This is a genomic window from Acinetobacter sp. ANC 3781, from assembly GCF_004331285.1.
Lineage (GTDB): Bacteria > Pseudomonadota > Gammaproteobacteria > Pseudomonadales > Moraxellaceae > Acinetobacter.
This window is the reverse complement of sequence record NZ_SJOH01000007.1, coordinates 112,759-139,716: the sequence shown is the minus strand read 5'-3', so window position 1 is coordinate 139,716 and position 26,958 is coordinate 112,759. Positions and strand designations below refer to the sequence as shown.

27 protein-coding genes are annotated in these 26,958 nt (G+C 40.4%); 14 read left to right on the top strand and 13 right to left on the bottom strand.

Going from position 1 to position 26,958, the window contains the following annotated elements; all coding sequences use genetic code 11:
- Positions 1 to 251: 251 nt before the first annotated feature.
- Both ahpC and E0H89_RS07245 read left to right on the top strand, forming a co-directional pair.
- A complete protein-coding gene (gene ahpC / locus E0H89_RS07250) occupies positions 252 to 815 on the top strand; it encodes an alkyl hydroperoxide reductase subunit C (RefSeq protein ID WP_131215921.1) in 564 nt (187 codons plus the stop codon).
- Positions 816 to 1,078: 263 nt separating this feature from the next.
- Positions 1,079 to 1,285, top strand: a complete 207-nt coding sequence (locus E0H89_RS07245) for a KTSC domain-containing protein (protein WP_131215918.1) — start codon at positions 1,079 to 1,081, stop codon at positions 1,283 to 1,285.
- A 64-nt stretch (positions 1,286 to 1,349) separates the two neighbouring features.
- On the opposite strand, the gene E0H89_RS07240 is transcribed toward E0H89_RS07245, so the two are convergent.
- Together E0H89_RS07240 and E0H89_RS07235 are read right to left on the bottom strand one after the other, a co-directional pair.
- On the bottom strand, positions 1,350 to 1,940 hold the full coding sequence (locus E0H89_RS07240) for an O-methyltransferase (RefSeq protein WP_131215916.1): 591 nt from the start codon (positions 1,938 to 1,940) through the stop codon (positions 1,350 to 1,352).
- 63 nt (positions 1,941 to 2,003) lie between these two features.
- A complete protein-coding gene (locus E0H89_RS07235) occupies positions 2,004 to 2,225 on the bottom strand; it encodes a DUF1653 domain-containing protein (protein ID WP_131215914.1) in 222 nt (73 codons plus the stop codon).
- A 268-nt stretch (positions 2,226 to 2,493) separates the two neighbouring features.
- On the opposite strand from E0H89_RS07235, the gene ahpF reads away from it, so the two are divergent.
- A complete protein-coding gene (gene ahpF / locus E0H89_RS07230; RefSeq protein WP_131215912.1) occupies positions 2,494 to 4,059 on the top strand; it encodes an alkyl hydroperoxide reductase subunit F in 1,566 nt (521 codons plus the stop codon).
- 265 nt (positions 4,060 to 4,324) lie between these two features.
- Here the strand turns inward: ahpF and E0H89_RS07225 are convergent, their stop codons facing one another.
- The 3 genes from E0H89_RS07225 to E0H89_RS07215 form a co-directional block, all read right to left on the bottom strand.
- A complete protein-coding gene (locus E0H89_RS07225; protein WP_131215910.1) occupies positions 4,325 to 4,591 on the bottom strand; it encodes a YfhL family 4Fe-4S dicluster ferredoxin in 267 nt (88 codons plus the stop codon).
- A 14-nt stretch (positions 4,592 to 4,605) separates the two neighbouring features.
- Positions 4,606 to 6,015: a prephenate-dependent tRNA uridine(34) hydroxylase TrhP gene (trhP, locus tag E0H89_RS07220; RefSeq protein ID WP_131215908.1), complete on the bottom strand. Its 1,410-nt coding sequence runs from the start codon at positions 6,013 to 6,015 to the stop codon at positions 4,606 to 4,608.
- Positions 6,016 to 6,104: 89 nt separating this feature from the next.
- On the bottom strand, positions 6,105 to 6,512 hold the full coding sequence (locus E0H89_RS07215; protein ID WP_131215906.1) for a Cd(II)/Pb(II)-responsive transcriptional regulator: 408 nt from the start codon (positions 6,510 to 6,512) through the stop codon (positions 6,105 to 6,107).
- A 76-nt stretch (positions 6,513 to 6,588) separates the two neighbouring features.
- On the opposite strand from E0H89_RS07215, the gene E0H89_RS07210 reads away from it, so the two are divergent.
- Positions 6,589 to 7,221: a cation efflux transmembrane domain-containing protein gene (locus E0H89_RS07210; protein WP_131215904.1), complete on the top strand. Its 633-nt coding sequence runs from the start codon at positions 6,589 to 6,591 to the stop codon at positions 7,219 to 7,221.
- A 326-nt stretch (positions 7,222 to 7,547) separates the two neighbouring features.
- Here the strand turns inward: E0H89_RS07210 and E0H89_RS07205 are convergent, their stop codons facing one another.
- Positions 7,548 to 8,336 (bottom strand): DUF2071 domain-containing protein, encoded by a 789-nt coding sequence (locus E0H89_RS07205; RefSeq protein WP_131215902.1) that lies wholly within the window; start codon positions 8,334 to 8,336, stop codon positions 7,548 to 7,550.
- A gap of 125 nt (positions 8,337 to 8,461) precedes the next feature.
- Complete coding sequence (locus E0H89_RS07200; protein ID WP_131215900.1) at positions 8,462 to 9,241, bottom strand: ferredoxin--NADP reductase; 780 nt, start codon at positions 9,239 to 9,241, stop codon at positions 8,462 to 8,464.
- Positions 9,242 to 9,346: 105 nt separating this feature from the next.
- Here E0H89_RS07200 and tsaA point away from each other — a divergent pair, with 105 nt between their 5' ends.
- Positions 9,347 to 10,069 (top strand): tRNA (N6-threonylcarbamoyladenosine(37)-N6)-methyltransferase TrmO, encoded by a 723-nt coding sequence (tsaA, locus tag E0H89_RS07195; protein ID WP_131215897.1) that lies wholly within the window; start codon positions 9,347 to 9,349, stop codon positions 10,067 to 10,069.
- Here the strand turns inward: tsaA and E0H89_RS07190 are convergent.
- Entirely contained in the window at positions 10,066 to 11,316 is a 1,251-nt protein-coding gene (locus E0H89_RS07190; protein WP_131215966.1) for an MgtC/SapB family protein, read from the bottom strand. The two genes, tsaA and E0H89_RS07190, sit on opposite strands and share 4 nt — an antisense overlap.
- A 254-nt stretch (positions 11,317 to 11,570) precedes the next feature.
- Here E0H89_RS07190 and tfpB point away from each other — a divergent pair, with 254 nt between their 5' ends.
- The 4 genes from tfpB to E0H89_RS07170 all read left to right on the top strand — a co-directional run bounded on the left by tfpB (position 11,571) and on the right by E0H89_RS07170 (position 15,942).
- A complete protein-coding gene (gene tfpB, locus E0H89_RS07185; protein WP_131215895.1) occupies positions 11,571 to 13,328 on the top strand; it encodes a type IV pilus assembly ATPase TfpB in 1,758 nt (585 codons plus the stop codon).
- 96 nt (positions 13,329 to 13,424) lie between these two features.
- Positions 13,425 to 13,787, top strand: a complete 363-nt coding sequence (locus tag E0H89_RS07180) for a NirD/YgiW/YdeI family stress tolerance protein (protein WP_131215893.1) — start codon at positions 13,425 to 13,427, stop codon at positions 13,785 to 13,787.
- 150 nt (positions 13,788 to 13,937) lie between these two features.
- Complete coding sequence (locus E0H89_RS07175) at positions 13,938 to 14,597, top strand: response regulator transcription factor (RefSeq protein WP_131215891.1); 660 nt, start codon at positions 13,938 to 13,940, stop codon at positions 14,595 to 14,597.
- Between the two features lies 1 nt (position 14,598).
- The gene (locus tag E0H89_RS07170; protein WP_131215889.1) at positions 14,599 to 15,942 is read left to right on the top strand and encodes a sensor histidine kinase; all 1,344 of its coding nucleotides are present in this window, start codon (positions 14,599 to 14,601) and stop codon (positions 15,940 to 15,942) included.
- Positions 15,943 to 16,007: 65 nt separating this feature from the next.
- On the opposite strand, the gene hemP is transcribed toward E0H89_RS07170, so the two are convergent.
- Positions 16,008 to 16,178: a hemin uptake protein HemP gene (hemP, locus tag E0H89_RS07165; protein WP_131215887.1), complete on the bottom strand. Its 171-nt coding sequence runs from the start codon at positions 16,176 to 16,178 to the stop codon at positions 16,008 to 16,010.
- A 139-nt stretch (positions 16,179 to 16,317) separates the two neighbouring features.
- On the opposite strand from hemP, the gene E0H89_RS07160 reads away from it, so the two are divergent.
- Positions 16,318 to 17,217 (top strand): NUDIX domain-containing protein, encoded by a 900-nt coding sequence (locus E0H89_RS07160; protein WP_131215886.1) that lies wholly within the window; start codon positions 16,318 to 16,320, stop codon positions 17,215 to 17,217.
- Between the two features lie 71 nt (positions 17,218 to 17,288).
- Here the strand turns inward: E0H89_RS07160 and E0H89_RS07155 are convergent, their stop codons facing one another.
- Positions 17,289 to 17,837, bottom strand: a complete 549-nt coding sequence (locus E0H89_RS07155) for a tetratricopeptide repeat protein (RefSeq protein WP_131215964.1) — start codon at positions 17,835 to 17,837, stop codon at positions 17,289 to 17,291.
- 34 nt (positions 17,838 to 17,871) lie between these two features.
- The gene (gene mrcB / locus E0H89_RS07150) at positions 17,872 to 20,268 is read right to left on the bottom strand and encodes a penicillin-binding protein 1B (RefSeq protein WP_131215884.1); all 2,397 of its coding nucleotides are present in this window, start codon (positions 20,266 to 20,268) and stop codon (positions 17,872 to 17,874) included.
- Between the two features lie 415 nt (positions 20,269 to 20,683).
- Between mrcB and E0H89_RS07145 the strand changes: the two genes are divergently transcribed.
- Together E0H89_RS07145 and E0H89_RS07140 are read left to right on the top strand one after the other, a co-directional pair.
- Positions 20,684 to 21,625: an NAD(+) kinase gene (locus tag E0H89_RS07145; RefSeq protein ID WP_131215882.1), complete on the top strand. Its 942-nt coding sequence runs from the start codon at positions 20,684 to 20,686 to the stop codon at positions 21,623 to 21,625.
- Between the two features lie 3 nt (positions 21,626 to 21,628).
- On the top strand, positions 21,629 to 21,901 hold the full coding sequence (locus tag E0H89_RS07140) for a YeaC family protein (protein ID WP_131215880.1): 273 nt from the start codon (positions 21,629 to 21,631) through the stop codon (positions 21,899 to 21,901).
- 298 nt (positions 21,902 to 22,199) lie between these two features.
- Here the strand turns inward: E0H89_RS07140 and E0H89_RS07135 are convergent, their stop codons facing one another.
- Positions 22,200 to 23,204: a glycosyl transferase family protein gene (locus E0H89_RS07135; RefSeq protein ID WP_131215878.1), complete on the bottom strand. Its 1,005-nt coding sequence runs from the start codon at positions 23,202 to 23,204 to the stop codon at positions 22,200 to 22,202.
- A gap of 426 nt (positions 23,205 to 23,630) precedes the next feature.
- Here E0H89_RS07135 and E0H89_RS07130 point away from each other — a divergent pair, with 426 nt between their 5' ends.
- Positions 23,631 to 24,974 (top strand): dicarboxylate/amino acid:cation symporter, encoded by a 1,344-nt coding sequence (locus tag E0H89_RS07130; protein ID WP_131215876.1) that lies wholly within the window; start codon positions 23,631 to 23,633, stop codon positions 24,972 to 24,974.
- 152 nt (positions 24,975 to 25,126) lie between these two features.
- Positions 25,127 to 26,269 (top strand): acyl-CoA dehydrogenase family protein, encoded by a 1,143-nt coding sequence (locus E0H89_RS07125; RefSeq protein WP_131215874.1) that lies wholly within the window; start codon positions 25,127 to 25,129, stop codon positions 26,267 to 26,269.
- Between the two features lie 34 nt (positions 26,270 to 26,303).
- On the opposite strand, the gene E0H89_RS07120 is transcribed toward E0H89_RS07125, so the two are convergent.
- Entirely contained in the window at positions 26,304 to 26,822 is a 519-nt protein-coding gene (locus tag E0H89_RS07120) for a type 1 glutamine amidotransferase domain-containing protein (protein ID WP_131215872.1), read from the bottom strand.
- Positions 26,823 to 26,958: the final 136 nt, after the last annotated feature.

The following is a 26,958-nucleotide window of genomic DNA, read 5'->3' as shown; positions in this document are numbered from 1 at the left end:
AATTTGCCCTTGAATTTTAGTCCTTGCACCTTCATCTTCTTAGGCAAGCTGAAAAACTGATCTTTTGTCATTTAGTCCTCATGTTTATAGGACTGAATAGATGGATAAATCAGATTTGGTGAAATAGTGACCCTTATCTTTGTTAATTCGGTTTTTCCGATTTCAATTATATAAAAATACTGTTTCATCAATAACAAAAAATTCGCTATTCTTTTGGATATCAAATATAAACCTCAATCATGGAGACAATGATGAGCTTAATTAATACAGAAGTTAAACCATTTAAAGCAACTGCATTCCAAAATGGTCAATTTATCGAAGTAACTGAAGCTGATCTTAAAGGCAAATGGTCTGTAGTATTCTTCTACCCAGCTGACTTCACTTTTGTTTGCCCAACTGAACTTGGCGACCTTGCAGACAACTATGCTGAATTCCAAAAATTAGGTGTTGAAATCTATTCAGTTTCTACTGACACTCACTTTACTCACAAAGCTTGGCATGATTCTTCAGAAGAAATCAAAAAAATCCAATATGTAATGGTAGGTGATGCGAACTGGACACTTGCTAAAAACTTCGACGTATTAATCGAAGCTGACGGCCTTGCAGATCGTGGTACTTTCGTTATCGATCCAGAAGGTAAAATCCAAATCGTTGAAATCAATGCTGGTGGTGTTGGCCGTGATGCTTCAGAACTTCTTCGTAAAGTTAAAGCAGCTCAATACGTTCACGCTCACCCAGGCGAAGTTTGCCCAGCTAAATGGAAAGAAGGCGATGCTACTTTAGCTCCTTCAATCGACCTAGTAGGTAAAATCTAATTTTTATTAGATTAAACTGATTCAAAAAACCACGCTTTTTAGCGTGGTTTTTTATGGATTATATGAAACATTCAGTATTCAATTCTACAGCTCAATTAAAATTGCGTAACAATAGATTCCAGGCATCCCGAGTATTGATATAACCGTATTCATTGATTAGAAATATTACAATTCTGCTATACATACCTTGTTCTTTTTATCATAGTTTCAAAGGATGTAGTCAATGCGTGCTACTTTATATCCCTACAAAATGAGGGGCGCTTATGGGAACAATGCTTGTCGTCACTTCTTATAAATACAATGCATCTTCACGCTATTTAAAAATTTTTTATAGCAATGGATCTGGAGAGCTTTATCATCCTGTGCCGGAATTCATTTATAATAATTTACTGCGCTGTAATGATAAAACCGCTTTTGTACATAAATACTTGGAATACGATGTGCATTTTACCCGTATTTCAATTCAATAAATCAAATACGATAAATCAGGGCAATTTCCCTGATTTATGATTTAACCAGTTTTGTATTATTATTTTATTTATAGCAAATTATAAACAAACCCGCTCCTTTTGATAGGGTCAGGGTGAGGAAACGTCCATCATTTTTAACCAGTTCGATAAAAGTTTTCACTTCCGCTGCGTGAGAGATAACATTGTCGACAATTAGAACGCCGCCTTGCGGATGAATCATATTTTGCAGATAAGCCCAGTAATCGACATACGCATCGCGCTCAGCATCTAACAGAATGAAATCATATTGATGGGTACATTTTTCAAGAAACTTTTGCGCATCTCCTACCCAAAAATCAATTACCTGATCCAAGGCTAATTCTTGCGCATATTGTTGCGCCTGAGCAGTGCGTGATAGATCTATTTCAAGTGTGGTTACATGACCTTGTGTAGTTTGCGCTGCATTTGCCAACCATAGAGTCGAATAACCTGTAGAGGTTCCGATTTCTAGAATTGATTTCGATTGCTGGATACGAATTTGCATCGCTAAAAATAATGCAGAATCAGGTTCAATATTTCTATAACGCTGAATACGGTCATGTTGTAAGGCATCAAATTTGATAAAACCTTGATACAACTCATGCATCCGTGTTTGAAAAGCCAAATCCATGCTCATATCAGATGTCCCTATCCATTACAGTTATTTTGAGTCTAACTGATCTATGACAAAAATCTATATCTAAGCAGTTTCTTGAATCAATTTAAATCTGGGCAACACTTCACCGTTAGCGAGAGTGACTGTTTCCTGAAACATCTCTAAAGGACGCACCCACATAGAATAATCGTCATATAAGCATTGATAGACTACAAGCTTTTCATGTGTTTCACTATGCGTTGCCACATGAAAAACCTGATATAAATTGCCCTTATAATGTTGATAAATTCCAGATTTAAGCTTCATCTACCCTTACCTATTAAAAAAATCATCCTTATCATAATCAAAATTTCTATTGATCTGACACAAATTTAATTCTTTCCCTTAAATACCAAATAAATATGTGAATATTCTAATTAACCCCCATCCTTAACATCGAATACTTATCCATCTAAACGAATCTAAAATCTATTTATCCGATCATAAATATCAAAATGAATCGTTTTACCTATTTCATCATTTGTTTTAGTATAGCCTTATTAAATAAACATTTACTCCCTTGGAGACGTTAGCCATGTTAGACCAAAATACTTCAGCTCAGTTAAAAACACTTCTTCAACGTCTGGAAAGCCCGATTGAAATTGTGGCTACTTTGAACGGTTCTGACAAGTCAGACAAAATTAAAGAACTGGTCACGGAAGTTGCGGCGCTGTCTGATCAGGTTACCGCCCGTTTTGATGGTACAAACTCACGTGCACCAAGCTTCGGGATTGCCAAAGTCGGTGAACAGCCACGCGTCAACTTCGCCGGTTTGCCGATGGGACATGAATTTACCTCTTTAATTTTAGCTTTGCTGCAAGTTTCCGGCTATGCACCGAAAGTGTCGAATGACGTACTAGCCCAAATCAAGGGTTTAAATTTAACTGATGATTTTGATGTATTTGTTTCCTTAAGCTGCCATAACTGTCCGGACGTGGTGCAAGCCCTGAACCTGATTGCGATTTACAATCCGGGCGCAACAGCAACCATGATTGACGGAGCTTTCTTCCAGGAAGAAGTGGAACAGCGCAAAATCATGGCCGTTCCGATGCTGTTCCAGAATGGCGAGCATATTGGTCAGGGCCGCATGACCCTGGAAGAAATCGTGGCCAAACTGGATTCGGGTTCATCAGCCAAAGATGCAGAAAAACTCAATGCTAAAGGCGCCTTTGATGTGTTGGTGATTGGTGGCGGACCTGCGGGCAACACTGCTGCAATCTATGCAGCCCGTAAAGGCATCCAGACCGGGATCGTGGCTGAACGCTTTGGCGGTCAGGTGATGGACACCATGGACATTGAAAACTATACCTCGGTACAGAAAACCCAAGGTCCGAAGTTTGCCGCTGAAATGGAAGCGCATGTACGTGCTTATGATGTCGATATCATGAACCTGCAAAAAGTAGCAGCCATTAAAGGTGCCGATGAAACCGCCAACGGTCTGGTTGAAGTGACTTTGGAGAACGGTGCCAAGCTGGAATCGAAAACCATCATCCTGTCGACCGGTGCCCGCTGGAGAGAGATGAATGTTCCAGGTGAGCAGGAATATAAAACCCGCGGTGTAGCGTATTGTCCGCACTGTGACGGTCCATTGTTCAAAGGCAAACGTGTTGCGGTAATTGGTGGCGGCAACTCGGGTGTGGAAGCGGCGATTGACCTGGCCGGGATTGTCGAGCATGTAACACTGGTTGAGTTCGATACCAAACTGCGTGCCGACCAAGTCTTGCAGGACAAGCTCAACAGCTTGCCAAATACCACCGTGATCAAGAATGCCTTGTCGACTGAAGTGGTCGGTGACGGTTCACAGGTGACTGCACTGAAATACAAAGACCGTGCCACCGATGTTGAACACACGGTAGAATTGGCCGGGATCTTTGTACAGATCGGTTTGTTGCCGAATACGGATTTCCTGAAAGCGTCAAAAGTTGAACTGAGCAATCGTGGCGAGATCATGATTAACGATCGTAACGAAACCAATGTGAAGGGTGTCTTTGCTGCCGGTGACTGTACTACAGTACCGTACAAGCAGATCATCATTGCAACGGGTGAAGGCGCCAAAGCATCCCTGTCTGCTTTTGATTACATTATCCGTTCCGGGCAATAAAAGAAAAAGGTCAGTGTGTCCCCAAGCACACTGACCTTGATTAGCGCTTTATTTTGAATATTATTTTTCTTAATATTCTCGTTTTATAGGAACTTTGGAGGCTAACACCCAAGTTCCTTTTTTTATGCCTGCAATATGCCACCAGCTAAAGTATCCCCACATACTTGGACGGTTTACATTTTGCATTTTCCTTTTTTGTTTTACGCCCTTTTATTGTTCTTTCTCCAAGGTTGATTTATTACAAACAGCAATTTTTGTTCCATTTTCATTTATTGGATAAGTAATTAAATAAATTCAAAGCCTTAAACTTATGCATCAATTGCTCTTGTGTTTCCATATGCTCAGGATGCGGAATAATGCACTCAATTGGACACACGGCTATACAGGTTTGATGTTCATAAAAGCCCATACATTCAGTGCAACGATCAACATCAATTTCATATACTTTTGTCCCTTCATAAATCGCATCATTCGGACATTCCGGTAGACACATATCGCAATTGATGCATTTATCAGTAATCAGCAAAGCCATCCTAATCTCTCTAATTAGACGGCTTGATAAGCCAAAGACGCAGCAGAAATATCAGCCGTTGAATTCGGCAAGTTGCGAATCAGCAGGGCATAGCACATATCGACATCGGCAGGAACTGGAATATCGACGACATGGCCTGAACCTTTTGCGTCAATAATCAAATTGCCTTTTTTATCTTTAATTTCAGTCAAGGTAAAAGTGATGTTGCCTGAAGTGGTCATCAGCTCAAGCGAATCACCGACCACAAAACGGTTTTTCACCTCAATTTTAATGTAGTCACCGTTACGCTCCAACACTTCACCGACAAATTGTTGATGGTCAAAACGTGATGAACCGGTTTCATAATTTTGATATTCAGTATGCACATGACGGCGCAGGAAACCTTCGGTATAGCCACGATTCGCCAACCCTTCCAGTTGACTCATTAATGCTGGATCAAAAGGTTTGCCTTCAAGCGCATCATCAATCGCTTTACGGTAAATCTGTGCAGTACGGGCGCAGTAGAAGTAAGACTTGGTACGACCTTCAATCTTTAACGAATGAATCCCCATCTTGGTTAAACGGTCGACATGCTGCACTGCACGCAAATCTTTAGAGTTCATGAAGTAAGTGCCATGTTGATCTTCTTCAGCGGCAAATATGTCTTCTTCATTGCGTTGTAATAAAACCGGCTCGCCAAATTGGTGTTGTTCTAGGGCGTGTTGCTCATCGGCATCTTTATTTTTGCAGCATGAGGTTTGTTTAAGTGATTCTTCAATTTGTTGAACTGGAATCACATCCCCAGTTTCATCTTCAGCTGCATCGTGAATTTTATAATCCCAACGACAGGCATTGGTACATGCACCCTGATTGGCATCACGTTTATTCATATAGCCAGAAAGTAAGCAACGACCGGAATAAGCCATACACAATGCGCCATGCACAAAAACCTCAATTTCCATGTCAGGCACATGATTTTTAATCTCTTCAATTTCCTCAATAGAAAGTTCACGCGACAAAATGACACGCGTTAGTCCCGTGTTTTTCCAGAATTTTACCGTTGCCCAATTAACTGCATTGGCTTGTACAGACAGATGTACTGGCATGTCTGGAAAATGTTCACGTACCATCATGATCAGACCCGGATCAGACATAATTAGGGCATCAGGTTGCATGGCAACCACAGGTTCCAAGTCACGAATGAAGTTTTTTAGCTTGCTGTTATGCGGTTGGATATTCACCACCACATAGAATTTTTTGCCTAAAGCATGGGCCTCTTCAATGCCAATTTTTAAATTGTCATGATCAAAAGCATTGTTACGCACACGTAAGCTATAACGTGGCTGACCTGCATATACGGCATCTGCACCATAAGCAAATGCATAGCGCATGTTTTTCAGTGAGCCGGCAGGAGAGAGAAGTTCGGTTACGTGCGAAATGGTCATGTTAATAAAGGCATAAAAAATTTATGGCTTTATTGTAAGGATCTAAAAAAATGATTCAACCTAGTATTTTAGTTGGATTTTTACTTATTTTAGGCTTCAAGCTGTTTTAAAATCTGACAACTATCAATGGTTTCCGTGGTATTGCAAGAGGCGCGTAGCTGGATGAGCTGTTGTTGAAATTTTTTTAATTCTATAATTTTATCAGTTACTTGCTCAATATGTTGTTCAATCAGTTGATTCACTGCATGACAGCTTTGTAAGGGTTGTTGTTCCAATTCAAGCAACACTTCAATCTCGTTTAATGAAATATCTAACGCACGACAGCGTTTAATAAATACCAGTCGTTTGAATGTATTTTCATCATAATAGCGATAATTATTATCGCCACGGAAGCTGGGTTTGATCAGATTTTTCTTCTCGTAGAAGCGAATGGTGTCGCTACTGAGTCCAGTTTTAAGTGCTAAATCTTTAATTAAATAATATTTAGATATATTCATACTTGACCTTGGAGTTACTCCATAGTTTTAAATAAGAATAATACAAAATGGTAATCATTTGAATTGGAGTGATCTTATGGCGTGTAACCATTGTTGTGATGAGCCTGCACCACCCAAACCGGACAGCAAATTTAGAATGGCTTTATGGATTGCATTATGTATCAATTTGGTGATGTTCTTGATTGAATTGATTGGTGGGGCTTATGCACATTCTTCTGCACTTTGGGCAGATTCCCTCGATTTCTTTGGGGATGCCGTAAACTACGGGGTATCACTGGCAGTATTGGGGGCAAGCCTGTATTGGCGAGCCACAGTTGCGTTGGTGAAAGGTGTAACTATGGCACTGTTTGGTGTGGTAGTGATTGGAAAAACGGTTTTTGCCTATGTGCAGGGCATTCCACCTGAAGCGATCACTATGGGGGCAATTGGGGTTCTGGCTTTAGTTGCCAATGTGAGTTCGGCTTTAATTTTATATAGCTTCCGTGATGGTGATGCCAATATGAGTTCAGTTTGGCTATGTAGCCGTAATGATGCAATTGGTAATGTTGCAGTGGTTTTAGCTGCGGTGGGAATATTGGGTACAGGAAGCATGTGGCCGGATATTGGGGTGGCAGTGATTATGGCGAGTTTAGGTTTAAGCGGTGGCTATCAGGTAATGAAGAAAGCGCTACAGGAGCGCGAAACCTATAAAAATATTGAACACATTTAATCGTATCAATAAAAAAAGAGGGCTGAAAAACCACTGCTGTCCCATAATTTAAATTTTATTTAAATACTGAACCAGCCTGATAATTTGTTATCTTTAAATATTTGATATTTATATTTTTCACAGCCTTGTCTTTTCTTTAGATGTTTAAATGGCTTTGTGTAGGCTAAACCCTACTTTTGACAGACCAAAAGTAGGCAAAAGTCTTTATTCCCCAAACCCGACATCCTGTCGTGATGGAGAATGTGTGGCATCCCTGCCACACTCGCGAATCGAAGATATGGACTTCAACTATGGGACAGTAGTGCAGAAAAACCCTCTTTTTTAAGTCATCCCAACACTGTGGGCGGTAAATAAATCGTAAACTCATTCACCGGTTCAATTAGCACGCTATAGGGCTGTAACTGATCTTCAAATGAAACCAAATTCATGCGTGCCAAAAGTTCGAAACGTGCATGATGCAGTTTGGCTGGCCTAGGTTGCAGGCGGTCATGCCAGACCCGATATGTACCTAATTTACCGTCACGACGATGATAAAACCCGGCTAGAGGATGAGTTAAATAAACCCGATAAGTTTCCAGATCGGGAAAGCCTTCAAATTGCCAGACATCTTCTGAAGACTGAATCAGCTGAATTTCTGAACTTGCCCATTCACATTGAGTGGTCATGTGATACTTTTGATAAAGTCCCTGTTCATCTTGCTGGCAGTCGAATGAAATGACAGCTTTATGCCAAGGTAATATCCAGGCAATCCGGGGTACAAAAACTGTCCACGAATCTAAAGTTGTTCCTAAAAACCATACGCAGCGTTGTTGGGTTTCTTGATCAATCACATAAATACGGTAATTGGTTTGTCCCATTTGAAATTTAGGAAATGGGTAAACTGCAGAAGTAAAATCGACATCAATAAAAGGAACCACCGACATGAGCGCTTTTTCTTGACCTTGATATTGAATGGTATCGAGCTTAAAACGTGCTGGAATAATGTCTTTAAAACGTGCAGGGTCAATGGCATAGGTAATTAAAGCAAAATGCTGTAATTTACAAACAACATCAAGGCCTTTGGGTTCTGGACGTAGATGTAAGTAATCTTGAAATTTTAAATTTGGAAAGTTCATTGTTTTAATAATCAATTATTTTTTTCTTATTCTGATCTTATTGAAATGCTTGCAATAAGTAAATAAAAACCGAGCGATGTCGCTCGGTTTTTTCGATTCGGTGTTATTGGAAATAACACGTCATCTTATTTTTCAACGAATGCACGTTCAATCACATAGTCGCCAAGAACACCCATTTTAGGGGATTCTTTTAGACCATGCTGGTCAAGCAAAGTAACTACGTCGTCTAGGAATGCCGGGCTACCGCAAAGCATTGCGCGGTCAGTTTCCGGGTTGAAACGTGGTAAACCAATTTTTTCAAACAGTTGACCAGATTCAATAGCAGTGGTTACACGACCTTGAGTGTGGAATTCTTCACGCGTTACTGTTGGGTAGTAAATCAATTTGTCTTTAATACCCAGTTCTTCAAAGAATTCGTGATTTGGAAGTTCGTTTAGAATCAAGTCTTGGTAAGCCAATTCAGAGATAAAGCGCGTACCATGAACCACAATCACTTTTTCAAAGCGTTCATAGGTTTCTGGGTCACGAATCGTTGACAAGAACGGCGCAAGACCAGTACCAGAAGAAAGAAGGTACAAGTTTTTACCTGGGTTTAAGTCGTCAAGAACCAAAGTTCCTGTCGGTTTACGGGAGACTAAAATATCATCGCCCACTTTTACTTTTTGTAAAATAGAAGTTAAAGGACCATCTGGCACTTTAATAGAGAAAAACTCTAACTCTTCTTCATAGTTAGCGCTAGCAATAGAATAAGCACGCATTAAAGGCTTACCATTTACTTCCAGTCCAATCATCACAAATTGACCATTTTTAAAACGTAACGCAGTGTCGCGAGTGGTTTTAAAACTGAATAATGTGTCATTCCAGTGGTGTACGTGAGTAATCTTTTCGACGTTGAAAGCAGCCATTAAAGGTCTCAATAAATTATCAAATTAGAACAGCTTACTATTCTAATCTAAAAACATTCTCGATAAACTGAATATATTTAATTGACCTTATCAGAAAAAGTGATTATGACTGAGATTAAAGTGCCAATAATCGGGTATATGAATTCTCCCTACCGTGAAAAATTTGGCATCCCTAGACAGCCAAATCTGGTTCAGGTCGAATCTTATATTGAAATGCTTGAACCGTATAATGATTTACTTGCATTTGAGGGAATCAATGAATTCAGTCATTTGTGGATTATCTGGCAATTCCATGATAATAAAAATCAACAAGATAGGATAAAATTTCGCCCTCAAGTCCGTCCACCGCGTTTAGGGGGGAATCAGAAAATAGGTGTGTTCGCGACACGCAGCATGTACCGTCCTGCACCCATGGGTTTGTCTGTGGTTCAACTCAAAGAAGTCAAGAAAGTCGGTAAGTCAGTTCGGGTCTATGTCACAGGCAGTGACTTATTGAATGGCACACCCATTATAGATATCAAGCCTTATATTCAGTATTCCGATGTAGTACTGAATGCACAAAGTGGTTATGCACAAGATGAACCTGCGCGAATACCAGTGATTTGGACAGAAAGTGCTGAGCAGCAAAAGCAAGAATTAATTCAATGTAAAAAGCTAGATCACCGAATTGTGAATGAACTGGAACAGGTTTTATCGCTCGATCCAAGACCGGCTTATCAAAAGGATCCTGAGCGTATTTATAAAATGAATTTCGCCCATTTTGATGTCAGTTTTAGGGTGGGATTGGCTTCAATTACTGTGACAGAAATTATTGAACTTTCAGTTTAATGCTGTACCATCCACCAAAGTACAGCAATTAAAACGGTCATATGTAGAATTTGTACAGGTGCAAAATAGAGTGCAAATTTTAAGCCACCACTGATAGCTGCATTAATGGATTTAGAAACCGCATGAGCACCCAGACCTATCATCATTGCATACATCAAGCTGGTGTTTGTGGGTTCACCTTGAATCACTACAGCCGCCGCAGCGGCATGAATTTCAAACAGTGAGGCCAGGAGCGTACCTGCAATTAAACCGGAATTACCGAGTAAAATTTCTAGCCCATACACGCCAGCCTGAATAATGGTTAAAGTCACTGCAATAATCGCGGCTTCTTTTAAGCTAAACATGGGACTATCTTCAGGCTCTATTTCTTCGACAGGTTCTGCTTTACGTAAAAGCCAATAAGCACAAAACGCTAGAATAGCGATAGCAATGAGTGAGGGAAATATCAGTAATTTTAGCCAAGTTAAAGAGACACCTCCTACCACAATGAATAACAGTAGCAAAGTTGAAATACAGGACATCAGTGCTGCACCGGCATTTGATCGGGCATCGATCCCTTCATTACGTACTTGCATGCCTAAATGCGCAATCGTTGCGGTACTGGATACAAACCCCGAAGCAATTGAAGAAAGAATGAGTGCTCTTTTTTTTGAAAGTAAGCGTTTAGCAATATGTGCCAATGCTTGAACAACAAGAATCAGAGTAAGCAGTTTTAAAATAATATGCGGGTTAAGCACTGCACCCCATAAAGGGACATTGGGGGTGAGCGGTAGACCAATTAAAATCAGTGCCAGTAAAAATAAACCATCTTTAAATTCTGCTTCAGTAATCCATTTGCCTGCAAACCCATGAATCGAATGCTTCATCATTAAAATAAAGGTAAGTACTACGGATAAGCTGGCAGCCAGTGTGACATTCCAAATACACAGCGCGCCAATAAAATAGGTCATCACGAAAGCCAGTTCAGTGGTTACTCCCGGATCTTTTAGCTGATTTTTAAGCGAAAAAATACTAATTGCAGCCACACTCATTGCACCTACAACCCCAAAAATAGGTCCAAAGCTAAAGCATAGTGCACCAAGTAATGCACAGATTACAAAGGAGCGAACTCCGGCAAAACTGTGCTGGTTTTCACGTTGTTTGCTTCGTTCCCGTTCTAAACCAATCAGCAAACCACAGCCTAAAGCTGCTGCCATCATCATTAGCAGTTCTTGAAATGAGGTACTTTGCAGTGACTGATTGAGCATATTATTCAAAGGGTTTATCCAAGTATTTGTATGGAAAGTTCAGTTGCTTAATTCATCAGCATATTTAGTATTATTGGCTATTAATGAGTGAAAGTAAAAGCATCATAGTTGCCAAAAAAGTTATAGTTTTCATTTGAATGACCTATACGCTGGATTGGCTTTAAAAAGTCTAAGGAAATTTTTTTTCTAAAACTGCTATAAGTCAGATGAAATTTAGTTTGCTATAGTGTGCTTAGGTTTTGGGGCTTAGAACAATGAATTTTAATTTTGAAATGGACACGTCTTGGTGTCTGGAACAACTACAAAAAGATGGACGTATTACCGAGCGTAACAAGCTACTGATACAAACAACACACCGCCAGCGTGAGCAACTTAAATGGCATCCCTTGCAGTGGATTGCACATTTTAATCTGGTCGATCTATCCCATCCGCAATCTACCTTAACCCTAAACCGATTGTGTCAATGGATTGCAGAAAAAGCCAATATTCCTTTTTATATTATTGATCCCTTAAAAGCCGATGTGGGTGCTTTAACCAATATCATGTCGCAAGAATTTGCCGTACGTAATAAAATTTTGGCGGTAGAAATTCAGCCAGACAAAGTCCTGATTGCAACAGATCAGCCCTTTAAAACGGAATGGGTGGCTAATCTTGAACATACGATTGCACCAAAAAAAATTCAGCGTGTTTTATTAAGCCCGGATCAATTACAGCGTTATCTGGTCGAATATTATCAAGTCAGCCGTGCAGTTAATTCATCACAAAAGTCCAGTGCTTATGATCGTGATAACAAAGGTGTGGAAGCACTTTTACAATTGGGCGATACGCAAAACCCGGATGCCAATGATCAACACATTGTAAAACTTGTCGATTGGGTGTTGCAGTTCGCTTTTGAGCAAGGAGCGAGTGATATTCATCTCGAGCCGCGTAAAGATGCCGGAAAAGTACGTTTCCGAATAGATGGTGTGTTACATACTATTTATAAAATGCCGGCCAATACACTGACTGCCGTGATTTCGCGAATTAAAATTCTAGGTCGCATGAATGTCGCGGAAAAACGCAAACCTCAAGATGGTCGATTAAAAACCCGCACGCCTAAAGGACAAGAAACCGAGTTACGTTTATCGACTTTGCCGACTGCTTTTGGCGAGAAATTGGTGATGCGTATTTTTGACCCGGAAGTGTTGGTTCGCAGTTTTCAGCAGCTGGGTTTTGAAGGGGGGTTGCTGAATGATTGGCGGGCTTTAACTGCACATAGTCACGGGATTATTCTGGTGACTGGTCCGACCGGTTCAGGGAAAACCACGACACTATATTCTTCGCTTAAACAGCTGGCGACTGAAGAAGTCAATGTCTGTACCATTGAAGATCCGATCGAGATGCTAGAACCAAGCTTTAACCAGATGCAGGTTAATCAAGGGATTGACTTGGGTTTTGCCGATGGCGTGCGCGCTTTAATGCGTCAGGATCCGGACATTATTATGGTCGGTGAGATTCGTGATCATGATACTGCTAATATGGCGATTCAAGCAGCATTAACCGGTCATTTGGTGTTATCCACGCTACATACCAATGATGCACCATCGAGTCTGACTCGTTTACATGATTTAGGTGTGCAGCCATTTTTAACTGCAGCGACTATTTTAGGGGTGTTGGCACAACGTCTGGTACGAAAACTTTGCCCGCACTGTAAAGCAGAAACTTTTATTAATGAGCAAGAGTGGAAGCATTTGACCTACGACTTTAATATTGCTATGCCAGACTTTGTGTTCCAAGCGGTCGGTTGCGAAGAGTGTCGATATACAGGCTATAAAGGACGTGTCGGCATCTATGAATTTATGCCTTTAAGTCTGGAAACCAAGCAACTGATTGGTGCAAATGCCAATTTAAATGAATTACGTCAGCAAGCCAAGAAAGAAGGGGTAGAACCGTTGCGTATTGCAGGTGCACGCAAGGTTTTGGATGGACTGACCACTTTGGAAGAGGTATTGCGGGTTGTTCCCTTGAATTAAGTATTTTTGAAGATGAAGAAATCTTAAGATTCACCTCATCTTAATTTGTTTTAATCACTTTATCGAAATGATGAAGAAAAAGATGAGGGCTTCAATATGAACATGATCTCAAAAGCAGCTTTAATTACCGGTTTGATCGGTGCATCTACTTTTGCTTTGGCAAATAACGCAATCAATCAAACGGCTATTGCACCGACAACTACTACTTCGGTTAAACAGGCTTTAGGCTTGAAAGATGATACGAAAGTACAGCTTAAAGGTTATGTGGTGAAAGCGGTCGGTGATGAAAAATACCAGTTCCGTGATAACACTGGAACCATTACAGTCGATATTGATGATGAGTTATGGCAAGGTAAACCTATAAATGCCAAAACTCCACTTACTTTGATTGGTGAAGTGGATATTGATTACAAACCTGCAAAACGTGTTGAAATTGATGTAGATGCAGTTCAATTTTAAAATAATTGAGATGTTGAAATAAAGCGATCAGTGGCTTACATAGCCTCTTTCCAAGACCACATGAATGATTCATGTGGTCTTTTGGTTTAAGCTCTTTTTCAAAGCATGCTATGTTAAAAGCCAATCATGCCAAATACTTGAGAACAACATATGCGAATCTTACTGGCAGAAGATGATGCTTCCCAGGCAGAGAGCATCAAAACCTGGTTAGAAATGGATGGTTATAATATTGACTGGGTCGAGCGTGGTGATCACGCCATTTTAGCCATTGAGCAGCATCAGTATGATTGTGTCTTGCTCGATCGGGGGCTACCCAAAGCCACGGGTGATGAAATTCTTAAAACGTTAAGAGCGCAGCAGCAGCAAACGCCTGTGATTTTTATCACTGCTCGGGACAGTATTCAAGATCGTGTCGAAGGTCTGGATTTAGGCGCCAATGATTATCTGGTCAAGCCGTTTAGTCTGGAAGAGCTTTCTGCGCGCGTGCGTTCACAATTACGACAGCATCAAAGCAGTGCAGATCAATATTTGCGTTATGCAAATCTGGTGTTAGACCCGCAAGCCAAAACACTGATTAAAGATAGTCAGACTGTCAATTTAACTGCCAAGGAATTTCAGATTTTGCATAAGCTGATGCAAAAACCTGAACATGTAATGACCCGTGAGCAACTGGAAGAATCACTCTATGCATGGGGCGATGAAATTGAAAGTAATGCGATAGAAGTGTTTATCTATCAATTGCGTAAAAAGATTGGCAGCCAATATATCAAAACCATTCGTGGTTTGGGCTATCGTATGAGTCAGGATTAATATGCCGCAAGCCGTGTCTCTACAAAGCCGTCTGATCAGGACATCATTATTCAGTTCAATGGTGGCGGGTGTGCTGGCATTGCTGCTTTTTGTGGGGGTTTCGCTCTATCAGACCATGCAGGTGCAAGATCAACTCATGAATGAAATTGCAGACATGCTGTTAATTTCGGATGTGACTACGAGTTCAGGACAACAGGTGGATGAACTCAGCGATGAATTTGATATTCAATATCAACTCAAAGATCAGCAGCAGGTGCTGACTGCATCAAAAGATTTCCATTTAGAAGAACAGTCCTCAAAGATCAAAAATAATGTATCTGAAGGCTATGATTTTCTTTGGCAAGACCTGCAATTGTGGCGTATGTACAGAGCTGAAGATGCTGAGCTGAATATGTCGGTATTGGTGTTACAACCGCTAGGAGAACGTTTTAAAGATTTGGCTCAGAATGTGATGGGTTATGCTCTGGTATTGGTCTTGCTCTGGTTGACGCAGTGGCTGATTTTACACTTTGCAGTGAAACGTCAATTTAAAGTCATTCATCAATTGTCCAAAAATATTGCTGAAAAAAATGCCAATGATCTCACTCCGATTCAGCAGCAAGTGCCCGAGTTAAAAGAATTACAACCGATAGTCTGGCAACTGAATCAAATGTTGCAGCGGCTTAAACAATCCTTGGTTGCAGAGCAGCGCTTTACTGCGGATGCCTCGCATGAGTTACGTTCGCCTTTATCGGCTATTCAAATGCGTTTGCAGGTATTAAAACGTAAATATCCAGATTTAACTCAGGACTTGGTCAGTATTCAAAATGATGTCAATCGTGGCACACAAGTCTTGGAAAACCTACTTTTACTAGCGCGTCTTGATCCGACCAATACCCGTCAATTACCAAAAACTGAAATTGACTTGCAGGTGATAGTAAAAGATGTTGTTCAGGCTTTACAGCCTTTTGCTACCAAGAAAAGTATTCAAATCCAGACTCAGCTTTCGCCTCATCTTGCTATTTTGGCTAATGAAAAACTTATTTTCAGTTGTATACGAAACCTGATGGATAATGCCATTCGATATGTCGGGCAAAATGGTCATGTATTTATTAATGTGCAACATCAGCATCAAAAGCTAACGATGACGATTGAGGATGATGGGCAGGGTGTGACAGAAGAGGTCTTGCGACGCTTGGGCGAACGCTTTTATCGTGCTTTAGGTACAAAAACTCAAGGTTCAGGTTTAGGACTTTCGATTTGTCAGAAAATTATTGAATTGCATGCAGCCGAAATGCATTTTTCTCAATCCAGTCATGGTGGATTAAAAGTTGAACTGCAATTTCCGGTGAATATCCACCGCTAAAAAGCAGTATGTTTGTATACATACTGCTTGTTTCCACGAATATTATTAATTGGCTTGTTATTCTTTTATTTGGTCAGAATCAGTCGATTGTTACGGGTTAAACGTAAACGGTATTCTTCGCCAGCATGCATAATTCGAATTTCTCGGCCCAAGGAAAATAAGTTGTTGGAATGCAACATCGGTAGTGACTGTGCTACATCATTATTACGGGTAAATAAGCTAAATGGTGCGTTCATTCCTTCGACTCCGTGGTATATAGTGAACTTTTTAAATGATAATCATTATCGAATAGACCTGTCAATCAATTATTTAAGATTTTATAAAAAACCTAAATTTGCTTACACTCTGTAATATTTTCACGCAAAGGAGTACGGAATGTCGAAACCTACGATTCATATTGCAATTGGAATCTTGTTGCATCAGAACAAGGTACTTGTAGGATGGCGTGAAGCAAAACAGCATCAGGGAAATAAGCATGAATTTCCAGGTGGTAAAGTTGAAGAAGCAGAAAGTCCCTTAGCCGCCTGTCGCCGTGAAATTTATGAAGAAGTGGGTATTGGGCTGCAGGACTGGCATGCTTTTAATGTGATTCGCCATGAATACGATGATGTGATCGTCAATTTGCATTTATTTCATGCCATCGTACCGACTGCACTCTTGAATGAAATTCAACAGCCCTGGACGTGGTACAGCCGTGATGAATTACTGAGTTTAAATTTCCCCAAAGCCAATCAAGCCATGATTAAACGATTGTATTGGGCACATCAGATTAAAATTTCAGATCAGTTAAGTGCATTAAACCACTTGCACTCAAACCAGTTGATGTATTGGCGTGTTGAGGGTACTCAGGCACAGATCATTGAAATTTCAGGCTTAAGCGTTGAACAATTATCTAAACTGATTGTGAATATTGACCTTTATCAACAGTTAAATTCAATTCAACAGCAAGCCATTTCAGCCATTCATTTAAAACAGTCGCAAGTGCTGTCCTTGATGCAAGGCGATTTAATTATCGGTAAGCGTTATATCGCTGCTTGTCATGATTTGGTTTCAATGACTCAGGCGCAGAAAATTGGTTGTGATGCAATTCTGTTAAGTCCAGTAGTCGCTACCGAAACGCATCCAGAGACTCGAGCATTAGGGTGGGCACAGTTTAAAGTTCTTACTTCACAAGTCGAAATTCCTGTTTTTGCTTTGGGTGGAATGCAAGCAGGTGATTTGCCAGAAGCTCAGCAGCAGGGTGCTTATGGAATTGCGGGTATTCGATTTTTATAAAATGTAGAATTTATAAACTACAGAAGGAGATGTATTGAGCTAGGCTTTAACGACTCAATACATCTTAAAAGTTATAAGCCTTTCAATGCCGTTTGTGCTTGTTGAATGGTTTTTGGGTCTTTTTGCTGTTGTGCAGCTTTCAAAATGGCTAACCAGAGCTGTTTCTTCATTGCATTACTTTGAGCATAGCTCAGCCCACGTTGCGCTAAAGCCTCTGCATTTGCGGGTTTATTTTTCTTGTTCGCCACCAAAGCCAAATACAAATAAGTCTCGGCAGCTTGGGGAGCCAAGCGCTGTGCTTGGAGTGCTGCAGCTTCAGCTTGATTCCATTGACCTTGTTTATAAGCAAGCTGAGATTTTTGCATGAGTTTTTTAAATGCAGGAAGTTTTCGGCCATCATCAAATTGTTGCCTGCTTCTTTGTTCAGGAATCACCACTTGCATTTTTTTACGTTGAATTTCTTCACGGTCATAAGGGGTAATGACCACACCAGAAGGAGTTTTAATTTCTTTCTTTTCAGAAGATGGTGTGGGTTCTGCTTTGTTGGTCTCAGGCGTTGGCAGACTTTGACAGCCCACCAAACCTATTAGACCTAAACCGATCACAGCCAACTTATACATGTTGAATCGAAGCTTCATTATTGAATCGTCACCACTAGTTATCATAGCTACCGCTTGAAATGACCTGACTGTTATTAGAAGAGTCACGTGGCATTTCAGTTTCACTTTCACGAATATAGTTTTCAATACTATCGTTTTGTTCAGGTTCGGCCTGATTGTTTTCAGTGTCAGAATTGTAAACCGGTTCTACTTGGTAATAAGGTAAACCACATCCGGTTGCTTGACGTGGCACATTATTGCGTAGTATCGGAATGTACATGGCGCCTTCACAACCTTGTGCAGACAAATGCCCAGTTGCGCGGTCAATCCAGTGCCATTGCACATTTTCTGTTTGACGTAAATTTACAGGTTTCTGACGCAGTTGCTTCATGACATTGGTCCAAACAGGCAAAGCACCTGATGAACCGGTTAGGCCAGTCACTTTATTATCATCCAGGCCTAGCCACACCACACTTAGGTAATTACCAGAATAGCCTGCAAACCATGAGTCACGCGTATCGTTGGTGGTTCCCGATTTACCTGCCAGTTTCAAATCGCCAGATAAGGCGTTATAAGCCGAACGACCTGTACCTGAACTCATCACTTGTTGTAAGCCGTAATTCAGAATATAGGCGGCAGAAGGATCAATAGTTTGCTGTACGGTCAGTCCATAACGGTCTAGTAAACGCCCATTTGAATCCACCACAGAACGAATCGATTTGATTGGATATTTAAATCCACCCGTAGCAAAGTTGCTATAAATACTCATTACTTCCATCGGTGACATATCAACTGCACCGAGGAATATAGATGGATAAGTAGGAATGTCTGAGGTTACGCCAAACTTTTTCAGGTGATTACTGAAAGTTGAAACGCCAAATTCCTGACCTAAACGCACTGCAGCAAGGTTGTATGAATTTGCCAGCGCTTCCGCCATGGGAACTACACCATGCTCGCCACCGCTATAGTTTTTAGGCGTCCAGCTTTTTCCTCCACTTGCAATATTCAGCGCACTATCTTCAATAGGGCTGGCCCAAGTATAGCGTCCCGATTCAATCGCACTTAAATAAATCACTGGTTTAAGTAAAGAGCCCACCTGACGTTTGGCATCCAAAGCACGGTTAAAACCGGTAAAATCTTGTGTAGAACCTACTGCTGCAACCAGTTCACCATTTTCAGGATGCGAAATTAAAACTGCACCCTGTAAATCTTTTAAGCGTTTAGGATTGGCATTGGCTAAACCGGAAACAGATGTTTTAAACGCCTCTTGGACTTTAGTTTGGGCAATTGGATCAAGCGTAGTGAAAATTCTTAAACCTTGATTGGTCAAATCACCTTCTTGATATTCGGTACGCAGTTGGCGACGGACAATATCCAGAAAGTCGGGGAAGCGAGCCGGGCCTAAGGTTGGTTTTGCAATTACATTGAGAGGTCGTGCGACTTCTTGCTCAAACTGTTCCTGAGTGAGATAACCCATAACCAGCATATTGTGTAAAACAATATCACGACGTTTTTTTGCGCCTTCAGGATTTTTCCACGGATTAAAAAGAGTAGGTCCTTGAACTAAACCGACTAAATAGGCTTGTTGAGCGATATTTAATTCTCTCAGTGGTAAACCGAAGTAAAATTGTGAAGCCAGACCATAGCCATTAATAGAGTAACTCCCATTTTGGCCCAGATTTACTTCATTTAAATAAGCTTCTAAAATTTCATCTTTATCATAATGCAGTTCAATTAGCAGAGCCATCAAAGCTTCATTAACTTTACGTTTCAATGTTCTTTCAGGGCTTAAATAGAAGTTTTTCACTAATTGTTGAGTCAGGGTTGAACCGCCTTGACGTTTACCACCTGTGATATTACTGACTAAAGCACGTGCTGTACCGCGGACTGAAACGCCATAATGATGATAGAAGTTACGGTCTTCCGTCGCGATGAGTGCTTCAATTAAAGGTTTAGGGACTTTAGCGAGTTTAATCAGCATACGGTCTTCATTGTGCTGCGGATAAATACCGCCAATCAACAAAGGCTCTAAACGAGCAATACCGGTAGACGAGGGCTTTGTCGCACTAACTTCAGCAATTTGATTATTGTTAAAAGTGACTTTTAAAACTTGTTCAGGTTCTGCGCTATCGCCAAAATCAAAACCACGGGTATGCACATAGAGTGCATCACCTGAAGTGACATAACTACCTGATTTGGTATAGCTATCAGAGCCTTTATAGCCAAGTAATTTCAGCTCTTGAGTAAAGTCTGTCTGATTAACCGGCGCATTGGTATAAATTTCCAAAGGACGCGCAAATACTTTCGCAGGAATATCCCAGCGTTGTCCTTCAAACTTATTCCGCACAATATTATCCATTCGGATTAAATAGATACTAAAGGCCAAGAAAGCACCAATGACTAATATTGAAAAAATAAGCGCTAGTAAACCGATACCACGTTCAGACTTCATCAATTATTGTAAGATCCTGATAAATTGTGCTAATCATGCGAAGCTTTTAATTTTTTTGCAATAATTAATCTGTGAATGAAGAGAAAATATAATAATTAAAAAGTAAGAAAATTTATAATTAACTTTTGATTTTAAATAAGATACTGTTTTTATAGTACAGCCTGTATTGGGCAAAATCGGGTCAATTTTAAAACCCATTATTCGTTCTGGGGAGACAGGCAAAATTATAGGTTTCAAGATGCCGCTGATAAAATGTGATCTTTATCATAAAAAATCAATATTGCCTAAACCAGTCAGGAGGTTTACTACACTTCACTTATGTAGGGGAAAGCAAATCGTTATTGAGTAACATATTCATCTAGGTAACGGGTTATATCCAACTTTAAAGTTTTTTAAAATGAATAGGGTTAGTGCTATGATAGGCAGGAATCGTAGCGGAGCGATCACTCAGGTGCAAATTTCACATAAAACTTTTCGAAACATCGGATTAATAGGACGTCCAGATAAATCCTCCGTCGTTGAAACTTTAAGTCTCATTCATGACCATCTTTTAAGTTTAGGACTTCATCCTGTTTTTGATTCTCAAACAGCAGCGCTGGTGCCATATCCCAATACGCAAACTGTCAGTCGTGCTTTACTGGGGGAAGTGGTTGATTTGGTGATTGTGGTCGGTGGCGACGGCTCTTTATTGCATGCCGCACGTGCACTGGTAAAACATAATACGCCTGTCATTGGCGTGAACCGTGGTCGTTTGGGCTTTTTAACCGATATTAAGCCGACCGAAGTTATATTCAAACTCGATCAGGTGCTGAAGGGTGAATTTCAGCTGGATCGCCGTTTCTTGCTGGAAATGGAAATTCGCTCTAAAGGTGAGAGTATTTATGATGCCATCGCTCTGAATGATATAGTTTTACATTCCGGTCGCTCTGTTCACATGATTGACTTCGAATTGAATATTGATGGTCAATATGTCTATCGTCAGCATAGTGATGGTCTGATTGTCTCGACACCTACAGGTTCTACGGCATATGCCTTATCGGGTGGTGGGCCGATTGTCCATCCGGGTATGGATGCTATTTCTTTAGTACCGATGCATCCGCATACGTTGTCTTCACGTCCAATTGTGGTCGGTGGACATAGTGAAATTAAGATTATAATTCGTGAAAATCGCGTGTTACCCATGGTTAGTGCCGATGGTCAGCATAGCGTTTCATTGAATGTCGGTGATAGTTTACATATCCGTAAACATCCATTTAAATTGAATTTACTTCATCCGCCAGGGTATGACTTCTATATGGCATGTCGTACCAAACTGGGGTGGAATCAAGATTTTGACTCTTTACAACAGCAGGATTAAATGATGAATATTGAACAAATGCTGGCCGTACTCGATCCTGAAATTGTTTCGCGTTTAAAAACAGCAGTAGAAATTGGTAAATGGCCTAACGGGATTGTTTTGACGGCTGAACAGCGTCAAACCTGTATGCAGGCAGTTTATGCTTGGGAAATGAAAAATTTGCCTGAAACTGAACGTAGTGGCTATATTGACCGCGGTACCAAAGAAGAAGATGAACATTGTGATTCACATGACCCACAGCAAGACGAAGAATTCAAGCCGATTCGTTTTATTTAAGTACTTCGTTATAAAAAAAGACACTGCGGTGTCTTTTTTATTGATCCCTAGCTTAAACTAAAGCACATCACGGCCACACGAAGTCTCAAGTCTTCAAATGGCTTTGCATAGGCAAGTTTTACTTTTGACAGGGCAAAAGTAAACAAAAGCCTTTGTTGTACTCATGATACATCCTTGTATCACAGCACATGAGATCGGCATCCTGCCGATCTCATGTGATTAAATGCTATTTTAACGTCTAAAAAACAATAAGGAAAAATAGCGCATCACTTGCTCAGGCATTTATCGACATACCCAATCAAATAACTTGGAGACGTTTCACCCAAAGCTCTTTGGCTTTTAACATTGCATCATCAAAAGAAGCACATGCTCCCATTGTATATAAGGCAATCCCAATGGTTTCAGTCACGGCAATTTCACCATATTCATGACTTTGCTTACCTTCCCAAACGGCTTTAAAAACTGCCAAATTCAGTTCTTCTTCAATCGGGCTCCGGTTTTCAGTCAATTTAGGTAATTCGTGCTCGTATAGCTCGCCATTTTTAATGCCGCAAATTAAAGTTTTAGCATCGGGATTGCGTTCAAATTCACCACCTTCACCTTTAATGACCGCACTATTGTTATAGCCTAATTTAAAAGCCGCCTGTTGGTGCGAACCACGATAGGCAGGATGGAAGATCGCTTGCAGCGTTGCTTTGGCATTGAAAGGGTTAATCAAACGGGCAAGGGTATGAATTGGGGAGCGTAAGCCCATCACGTTACGTAAGGCAATCAAGTCACTTAAAATAGGTGAAATTGCTTCTAAAGGAAGATAGGCAAAATTGCGTTGTTGTAATTGTTGTTCCACATCTGTGTCATTTTGGCAAATAGCATAACCGAGGTATTCCAATACCTGTTCAGTATAAAGACGGTTAATGGTATGACCTGATGCACCATGCATCACCACTTTATAGCCCTGTTGTGCCAAAGTCAGGGCAGCCAGTAAAAACCATGGATAATGCTTGCGCTTACCTGCATAAGATGACCAATCTAAGTCAACATCTAAGTTTTTAAAATTGAGTTGATCACGGGTGGCTTGTACAAAACCGGCCAGTTCATCTACAGATTCTTCTTTAACGCGTAATAGCATTAAAAAAGCACCAAGCTGAACATCCAGCACTTCATCTTTTAAGATCATGCTAAAGGCTTGATAAGCCTCTTCATAGCTAAGCGAACGTGCACCATTTTTTCCTTTACCTACAATACGGACATATTGTGCAAAAGGATGTTCAAAATCTTTGTAGATATTTCTTTTGGTTTGCATAAGACTGACTTTAAATAGGCAAGTAAAATAAGTATGCGGTTATTTTATAAAGTTGATAGAAATATTTCAGCTAAATTCAAACAAAACTTGATGGGTCGAGTTTAGACCAATGTCTAATAAAAAATAGGCGATTATTTAGTCTTATTAACAAATAAGGGAGAACAAAAGCTAAAAAATTAGGTAAAATTTGACCTATGTTAGACCTTTGTTGCATTTCAATCCTGCTTATCTAACAGTTTTGAATTTGGAAAAGTTCAGAATATCGTGGTTTTAATCACATTTATAATACGTATTATTGTTCAGTATTGAATGAATTCAATGCTTTGGTGCTCTTTTGCTTGGCAAAAGGGTTTTGGGCTGTTTATTTGTTGAAAATAGACAAAAACTGAATATTTCTTATTTAGAAATATATCGTGAAGTAATGTCATGGCTAAAAAACCAATTTATAAGTCACTCTATTTTCAAGTGATTGTTGCCATTATTGCGGGTATTCTGGTGGGTCACTTTTCGCCAAGCGGAACGCAAATAATTAATGGTGCAGAACAATATGTTCCAGGCTTAGGTGAACAACTTAAACCTTTAGGTGATGCTTTTATTCGTTTGATTAAAATGATCATCGCCCCAGTAATCTTCTGTACAGTGGTCAGCGGTATTGCTGGTATGGAAAGCATGAAGTCAGTAGGTAAAACTGGTGGCGTTGCTTTACTTTACTTTGAGATTGTATCAACGATTGCCTTACTCATCGGTTTATTGGTAATTAATATTGCCAAGCCGGGTGTAGGTATGAATATTGATCCTGCATCTTTAGACACCTCAGGTATTTCTAAATATGTAGAATCAGGCCAATCGCAATCGACTCTCGATTTCCTGATGAATATCATCCCGAATACGGTGGTGGGTGCATTTGCTGAAGGTGAAATTCTACAAGTATTGCTTTTCGCTATTCTGTTCGGTTTTGCGCTGCATAAACTTGGTGATGCCGGTAAACCAGTATTGAAACTGGTCGACCAAATTGCCCATGTATTCTTCAATATCGTAAACATGATTATGAAGTTAGCACCGATTGGTGCGTTTGGTGCGATGGCATTTACTATTGGTAAATACGGTATTGGTTCACTGGCGCAGTTGGCCCAGTTAATCATCTGTTTCTACATTACTTGTCTGCTGTTTATTTTCCTAGTTTTAGGAACGATTGCGCGTATCTCAGGCTTTAGTATCATGAAAATGATTCGCCTGATTCGTGAAGAGCTGTTGATTGTACTGGGTACATCATCTTCAGAATCAGTATTGCCACGTATGTTGAAGAAGCTTGAACTTGCGGGTGCGGAAAAGTCGGTGGTGGGTCTGGTCATTCCAACAGGTTATTCATTTAACTTGGATGGTACGTCTATTTACTTGACCATGGCTGCAATCTTTATTGCTCAAGCAACCAATACGCCGTTAGATGTTGAACATCAAATTACATTACTTGTAGTGTTATTGATTTCTTCTAAAGGTGCGGCGGGTGTAACAGGTTCTGGCTTTATTGTGATGGCTGCGACTTTGTCTGCGGTAGGACATATTCCGGTTGCAGGTCTGGCATTGATTCTCGGTATTGACCGTTTCATGTCAGAAGCGCGTGCATTGACTAATCTGGTGGGCAACTCATTGGCAACTTTAGTGGTTGCAAAATGGGTCGGACAATTAGACAAAAACAAGCTTGATTATGCATTAGCAAATCCAGCTGAAATTGATAACATGATGGAAGAAGAAGTTAAGCCCCACGCTTAATTCTCTTTGACCTTAAAAGGGAAGCTTCGGCTTCCTTTTTTATTGACCCAAAAGTCATGAAATAGGGAGGCTATAGAACATGACAGATCTTTATAAAATGAATAGGATGGGGGGAGAGGAATAAATACAACAACCACATACAAGGATGCTATATGTTGGCTTATGATGCAGATTTAGAACTGTTTCGCGATAACTTTAAACGTTTTATGAATGAACATGTTGCACCTCATTATGAACAGTGGGAGCAAGAAGGCATTATGCCGCGTTCGATCTGGAATGCATTGGGCGAAAATGGTTTCTTGTGTGTCGATGTACCTGAGGAATATGGTGGTTACGGCGTTCCAACCCATTATTCACTGATGCTGGTTGAAGAGTCTGCACGCGCAGGGTTTAGCGCATTATCTACCGGTATTTCCTGTCATTCTGAAATTGCAGCGCCGTATATTTTGCATATTGGTAGTGAAGAGCAAAAGCAATACTGGTTGCCGAAAATGGTTTCTGGTGAAGTGGTCGGTGCCATTGGCATGACTGAACCGGGAGCGGGTTCAGATTTGCAAGCTATGCGTACCAATGCCATTTTGCAGGGTGATTATTACCTTTTAAATGGTTCGAAAACCTTTATTTCAAATGGTCAACATGCAGATGTAGTGATATTGGCCGCAAAAACTGACCCGCAAGCACGTGCAAAAGGTGTGTCCTTATTGCTACTCGATACGCATCTGGAGGGTTTTAAAAAGGGCAGCAACCTGAACAAAATCGGTTTGCATTCGCAAGATACCTCCGAATTATTCTTTGATAATATCCAAGTGCCAAAGGATCAATTACTCGGTCAGCCGGGTCAAGGTTTCGCCTATTTAATGCAAGAGTTACCACGTGAACGTACAGCGATTGCCTCAACAGCGATTGGTGCGATTCGTGGTTCAATTGATGTCACTGTTGCTTATGTAAAAGAGCGTCAAGCGTTTGGTCAGCCAATTAGTCAATTTCAGAATACCCGCTTTGTTTTGGCACAAGCGAAAATTGATGAACTGGCGACAGCCGCGTTTTATAATCAAAATGTTGAACTCTACATGCAAGGTAAACTTGATGTAGAAACTGCTGCGGCACTAAAAAGTTTTGCAACGGATATGCAAATGAAAATTGCTGATAACCTGTTACAACTGTTCGGTGGCTATGGTTATATGACTGAATATCCAATTTCACGTTTCTTTGTTGATGCCCGTATTCAGCGCATTTACGGTGGAACCAATGAGATTATGAAAGAGATTGTGGCTCGCAGTATATTGGGTCGCTAAGTTTTACAATAAAAAAGAGCCAGATGGCTCTTTTTTATTGATTCAAGACCATCAGGCTTTCTTCGATAAAGGCGGGTAAATCTTCAGGCGAACGTGAAGAGATATACAGATTATTATCATTCACGACTTCTACGTCGTAATACACCGCACCCGCATTGATCAGATCAGTAGCGAAAGTTTTAAGCGTAGTCATTAATCGTCCTTTGACTACCTTTGCGGTAATCAGTAGCTGGGGATTATGACAAATACTCATTATTGGCTTTTTTGCATGGGCAAAATTACGTATAAAATGAATAAAACGATCATCATTACACAGTCGGTCAGGTGAATGGCCACCAGGAATAAGTAAGGCGTCAAAATCATGCACTGAAACATCATCTATACTTTGGTCGATGGTCACTGCAAATTTACGCTTATTACCGTAGACAATATTGCCTGCTCTGTTTTCAATATTTAAAACGCTATGACGGGCTGCGCGAAAGGCCTGTACAGGTTCTGAGTATTCGATATCTTCAAAATCATGAGTCACTAAAACGGCGATTCTTTTTGACATTATTATTCTCCGAATTGCTTTATTAAAAGAATATAGATCAAAGCTTAAACTTTTGTGATGCACTTTAGTAAAGAGCTATTGCAAAAGGAAAAGCCCCGAAGACAGGGCTTCAGGGCCGGATTTAAGCGTGTAATGA

Excerpts from the sequence above, each read along its gene's own strand:
- ahpC (WP_131215921.1), top strand. The coding sequence starts at position 252 with ATGAGCTTAATTAATACAGAAGTTAAACCATTTAAAGCAACTGCATTC.
- E0H89_RS07245 (WP_131215918.1), top strand. The coding sequence starts at position 1,079 with ATGGGAACAATGCTTGTCGTCACTTCTTATAAATACAATGCATCTTCA.
- E0H89_RS07240 (WP_131215916.1), bottom strand. The coding sequence starts at position 1,940 with ATGAGCATGGATTTGGCTTTTCAAACACGGATGCATGAGTTGTATCAA.
- E0H89_RS07235 (WP_131215914.1), bottom strand. The coding sequence starts at position 2,225 with ATGAAGCTTAAATCTGGAATTTATCAACATTATAAGGGCAATTTATAT.
- ahpF (WP_131215912.1), top strand. The coding sequence starts at position 2,494 with ATGTTAGACCAAAATACTTCAGCTCAGTTAAAAACACTTCTTCAACGT.
- E0H89_RS07225 (WP_131215910.1), bottom strand. The coding sequence starts at position 4,591 with ATGGCTTTGCTGATTACTGATAAATGCATCAATTGCGATATGTGTCTA.
- trhP (WP_131215908.1), bottom strand. The coding sequence starts at position 6,015 with ATGACCATTTCGCACGTAACCGAACTTCTCTCTCCTGCCGGCTCACTG.
- E0H89_RS07215 (WP_131215906.1), bottom strand. The coding sequence starts at position 6,512 with ATGAATATATCTAAATATTATTTAATTAAAGATTTAGCACTTAAAACT.
- E0H89_RS07210 (WP_131215904.1), top strand. The coding sequence starts at position 6,589 with ATGGCGTGTAACCATTGTTGTGATGAGCCTGCACCACCCAAACCGGAC.
- E0H89_RS07205 (WP_131215902.1), bottom strand. The coding sequence starts at position 8,336 with ATGAACTTTCCAAATTTAAAATTTCAAGATTACTTACATCTACGTCCA.
- E0H89_RS07200 (WP_131215900.1), bottom strand. The coding sequence starts at position 9,241 with ATGGCTGCTTTCAACGTCGAAAAGATTACTCACGTACACCACTGGAAT.
- tsaA (WP_131215897.1), top strand. The coding sequence starts at position 9,347 with ATGACTGAGATTAAAGTGCCAATAATCGGGTATATGAATTCTCCCTAC.
- E0H89_RS07190 (WP_131215966.1), bottom strand. The coding sequence starts at position 11,316 with ATGCTCAATCAGTCACTGCAAAGTACCTCATTTCAAGAACTGCTAATG.
- tfpB (WP_131215895.1), top strand. The coding sequence starts at position 11,571 with ATGAATTTTAATTTTGAAATGGACACGTCTTGGTGTCTGGAACAACTA.
- E0H89_RS07180 (WP_131215893.1), top strand. The coding sequence starts at position 13,425 with ATGAACATGATCTCAAAAGCAGCTTTAATTACCGGTTTGATCGGTGCA.
- E0H89_RS07175 (WP_131215891.1), top strand. The coding sequence starts at position 13,938 with ATGCGAATCTTACTGGCAGAAGATGATGCTTCCCAGGCAGAGAGCATC.
- E0H89_RS07170 (WP_131215889.1), top strand. The coding sequence starts at position 14,599 with ATGCCGCAAGCCGTGTCTCTACAAAGCCGTCTGATCAGGACATCATTA.
- hemP (WP_131215887.1), bottom strand. The coding sequence starts at position 16,178 with ATGAACGCACCATTTAGCTTATTTACCCGTAATAATGATGTAGCACAG.
- E0H89_RS07160 (WP_131215886.1), top strand. The coding sequence starts at position 16,318 with ATGTCGAAACCTACGATTCATATTGCAATTGGAATCTTGTTGCATCAG.
- E0H89_RS07155 (WP_131215964.1), bottom strand. The coding sequence starts at position 17,837 with ATGTATAAGTTGGCTGTGATCGGTTTAGGTCTAATAGGTTTGGTGGGC.
- mrcB (WP_131215884.1), bottom strand. The coding sequence starts at position 20,268 with ATGAAGTCTGAACGTGGTATCGGTTTACTAGCGCTTATTTTTTCAATA.
- E0H89_RS07145 (WP_131215882.1), top strand. The coding sequence starts at position 20,684 with ATGATAGGCAGGAATCGTAGCGGAGCGATCACTCAGGTGCAAATTTCA.
- E0H89_RS07140 (WP_131215880.1), top strand. The coding sequence starts at position 21,629 with ATGAATATTGAACAAATGCTGGCCGTACTCGATCCTGAAATTGTTTCG.
- E0H89_RS07135 (WP_131215878.1), bottom strand. The coding sequence starts at position 23,204 with ATGCAAACCAAAAGAAATATCTACAAAGATTTTGAACATCCTTTTGCA.
- E0H89_RS07130 (WP_131215876.1), top strand. The coding sequence starts at position 23,631 with ATGGCTAAAAAACCAATTTATAAGTCACTCTATTTTCAAGTGATTGTT.
- E0H89_RS07125 (WP_131215874.1), top strand. The coding sequence starts at position 25,127 with ATGTTGGCTTATGATGCAGATTTAGAACTGTTTCGCGATAACTTTAAA.
- E0H89_RS07120 (WP_131215872.1), bottom strand. The coding sequence starts at position 26,822 with ATGTCAAAAAGAATCGCCGTTTTAGTGACTCATGATTTTGAAGATATC.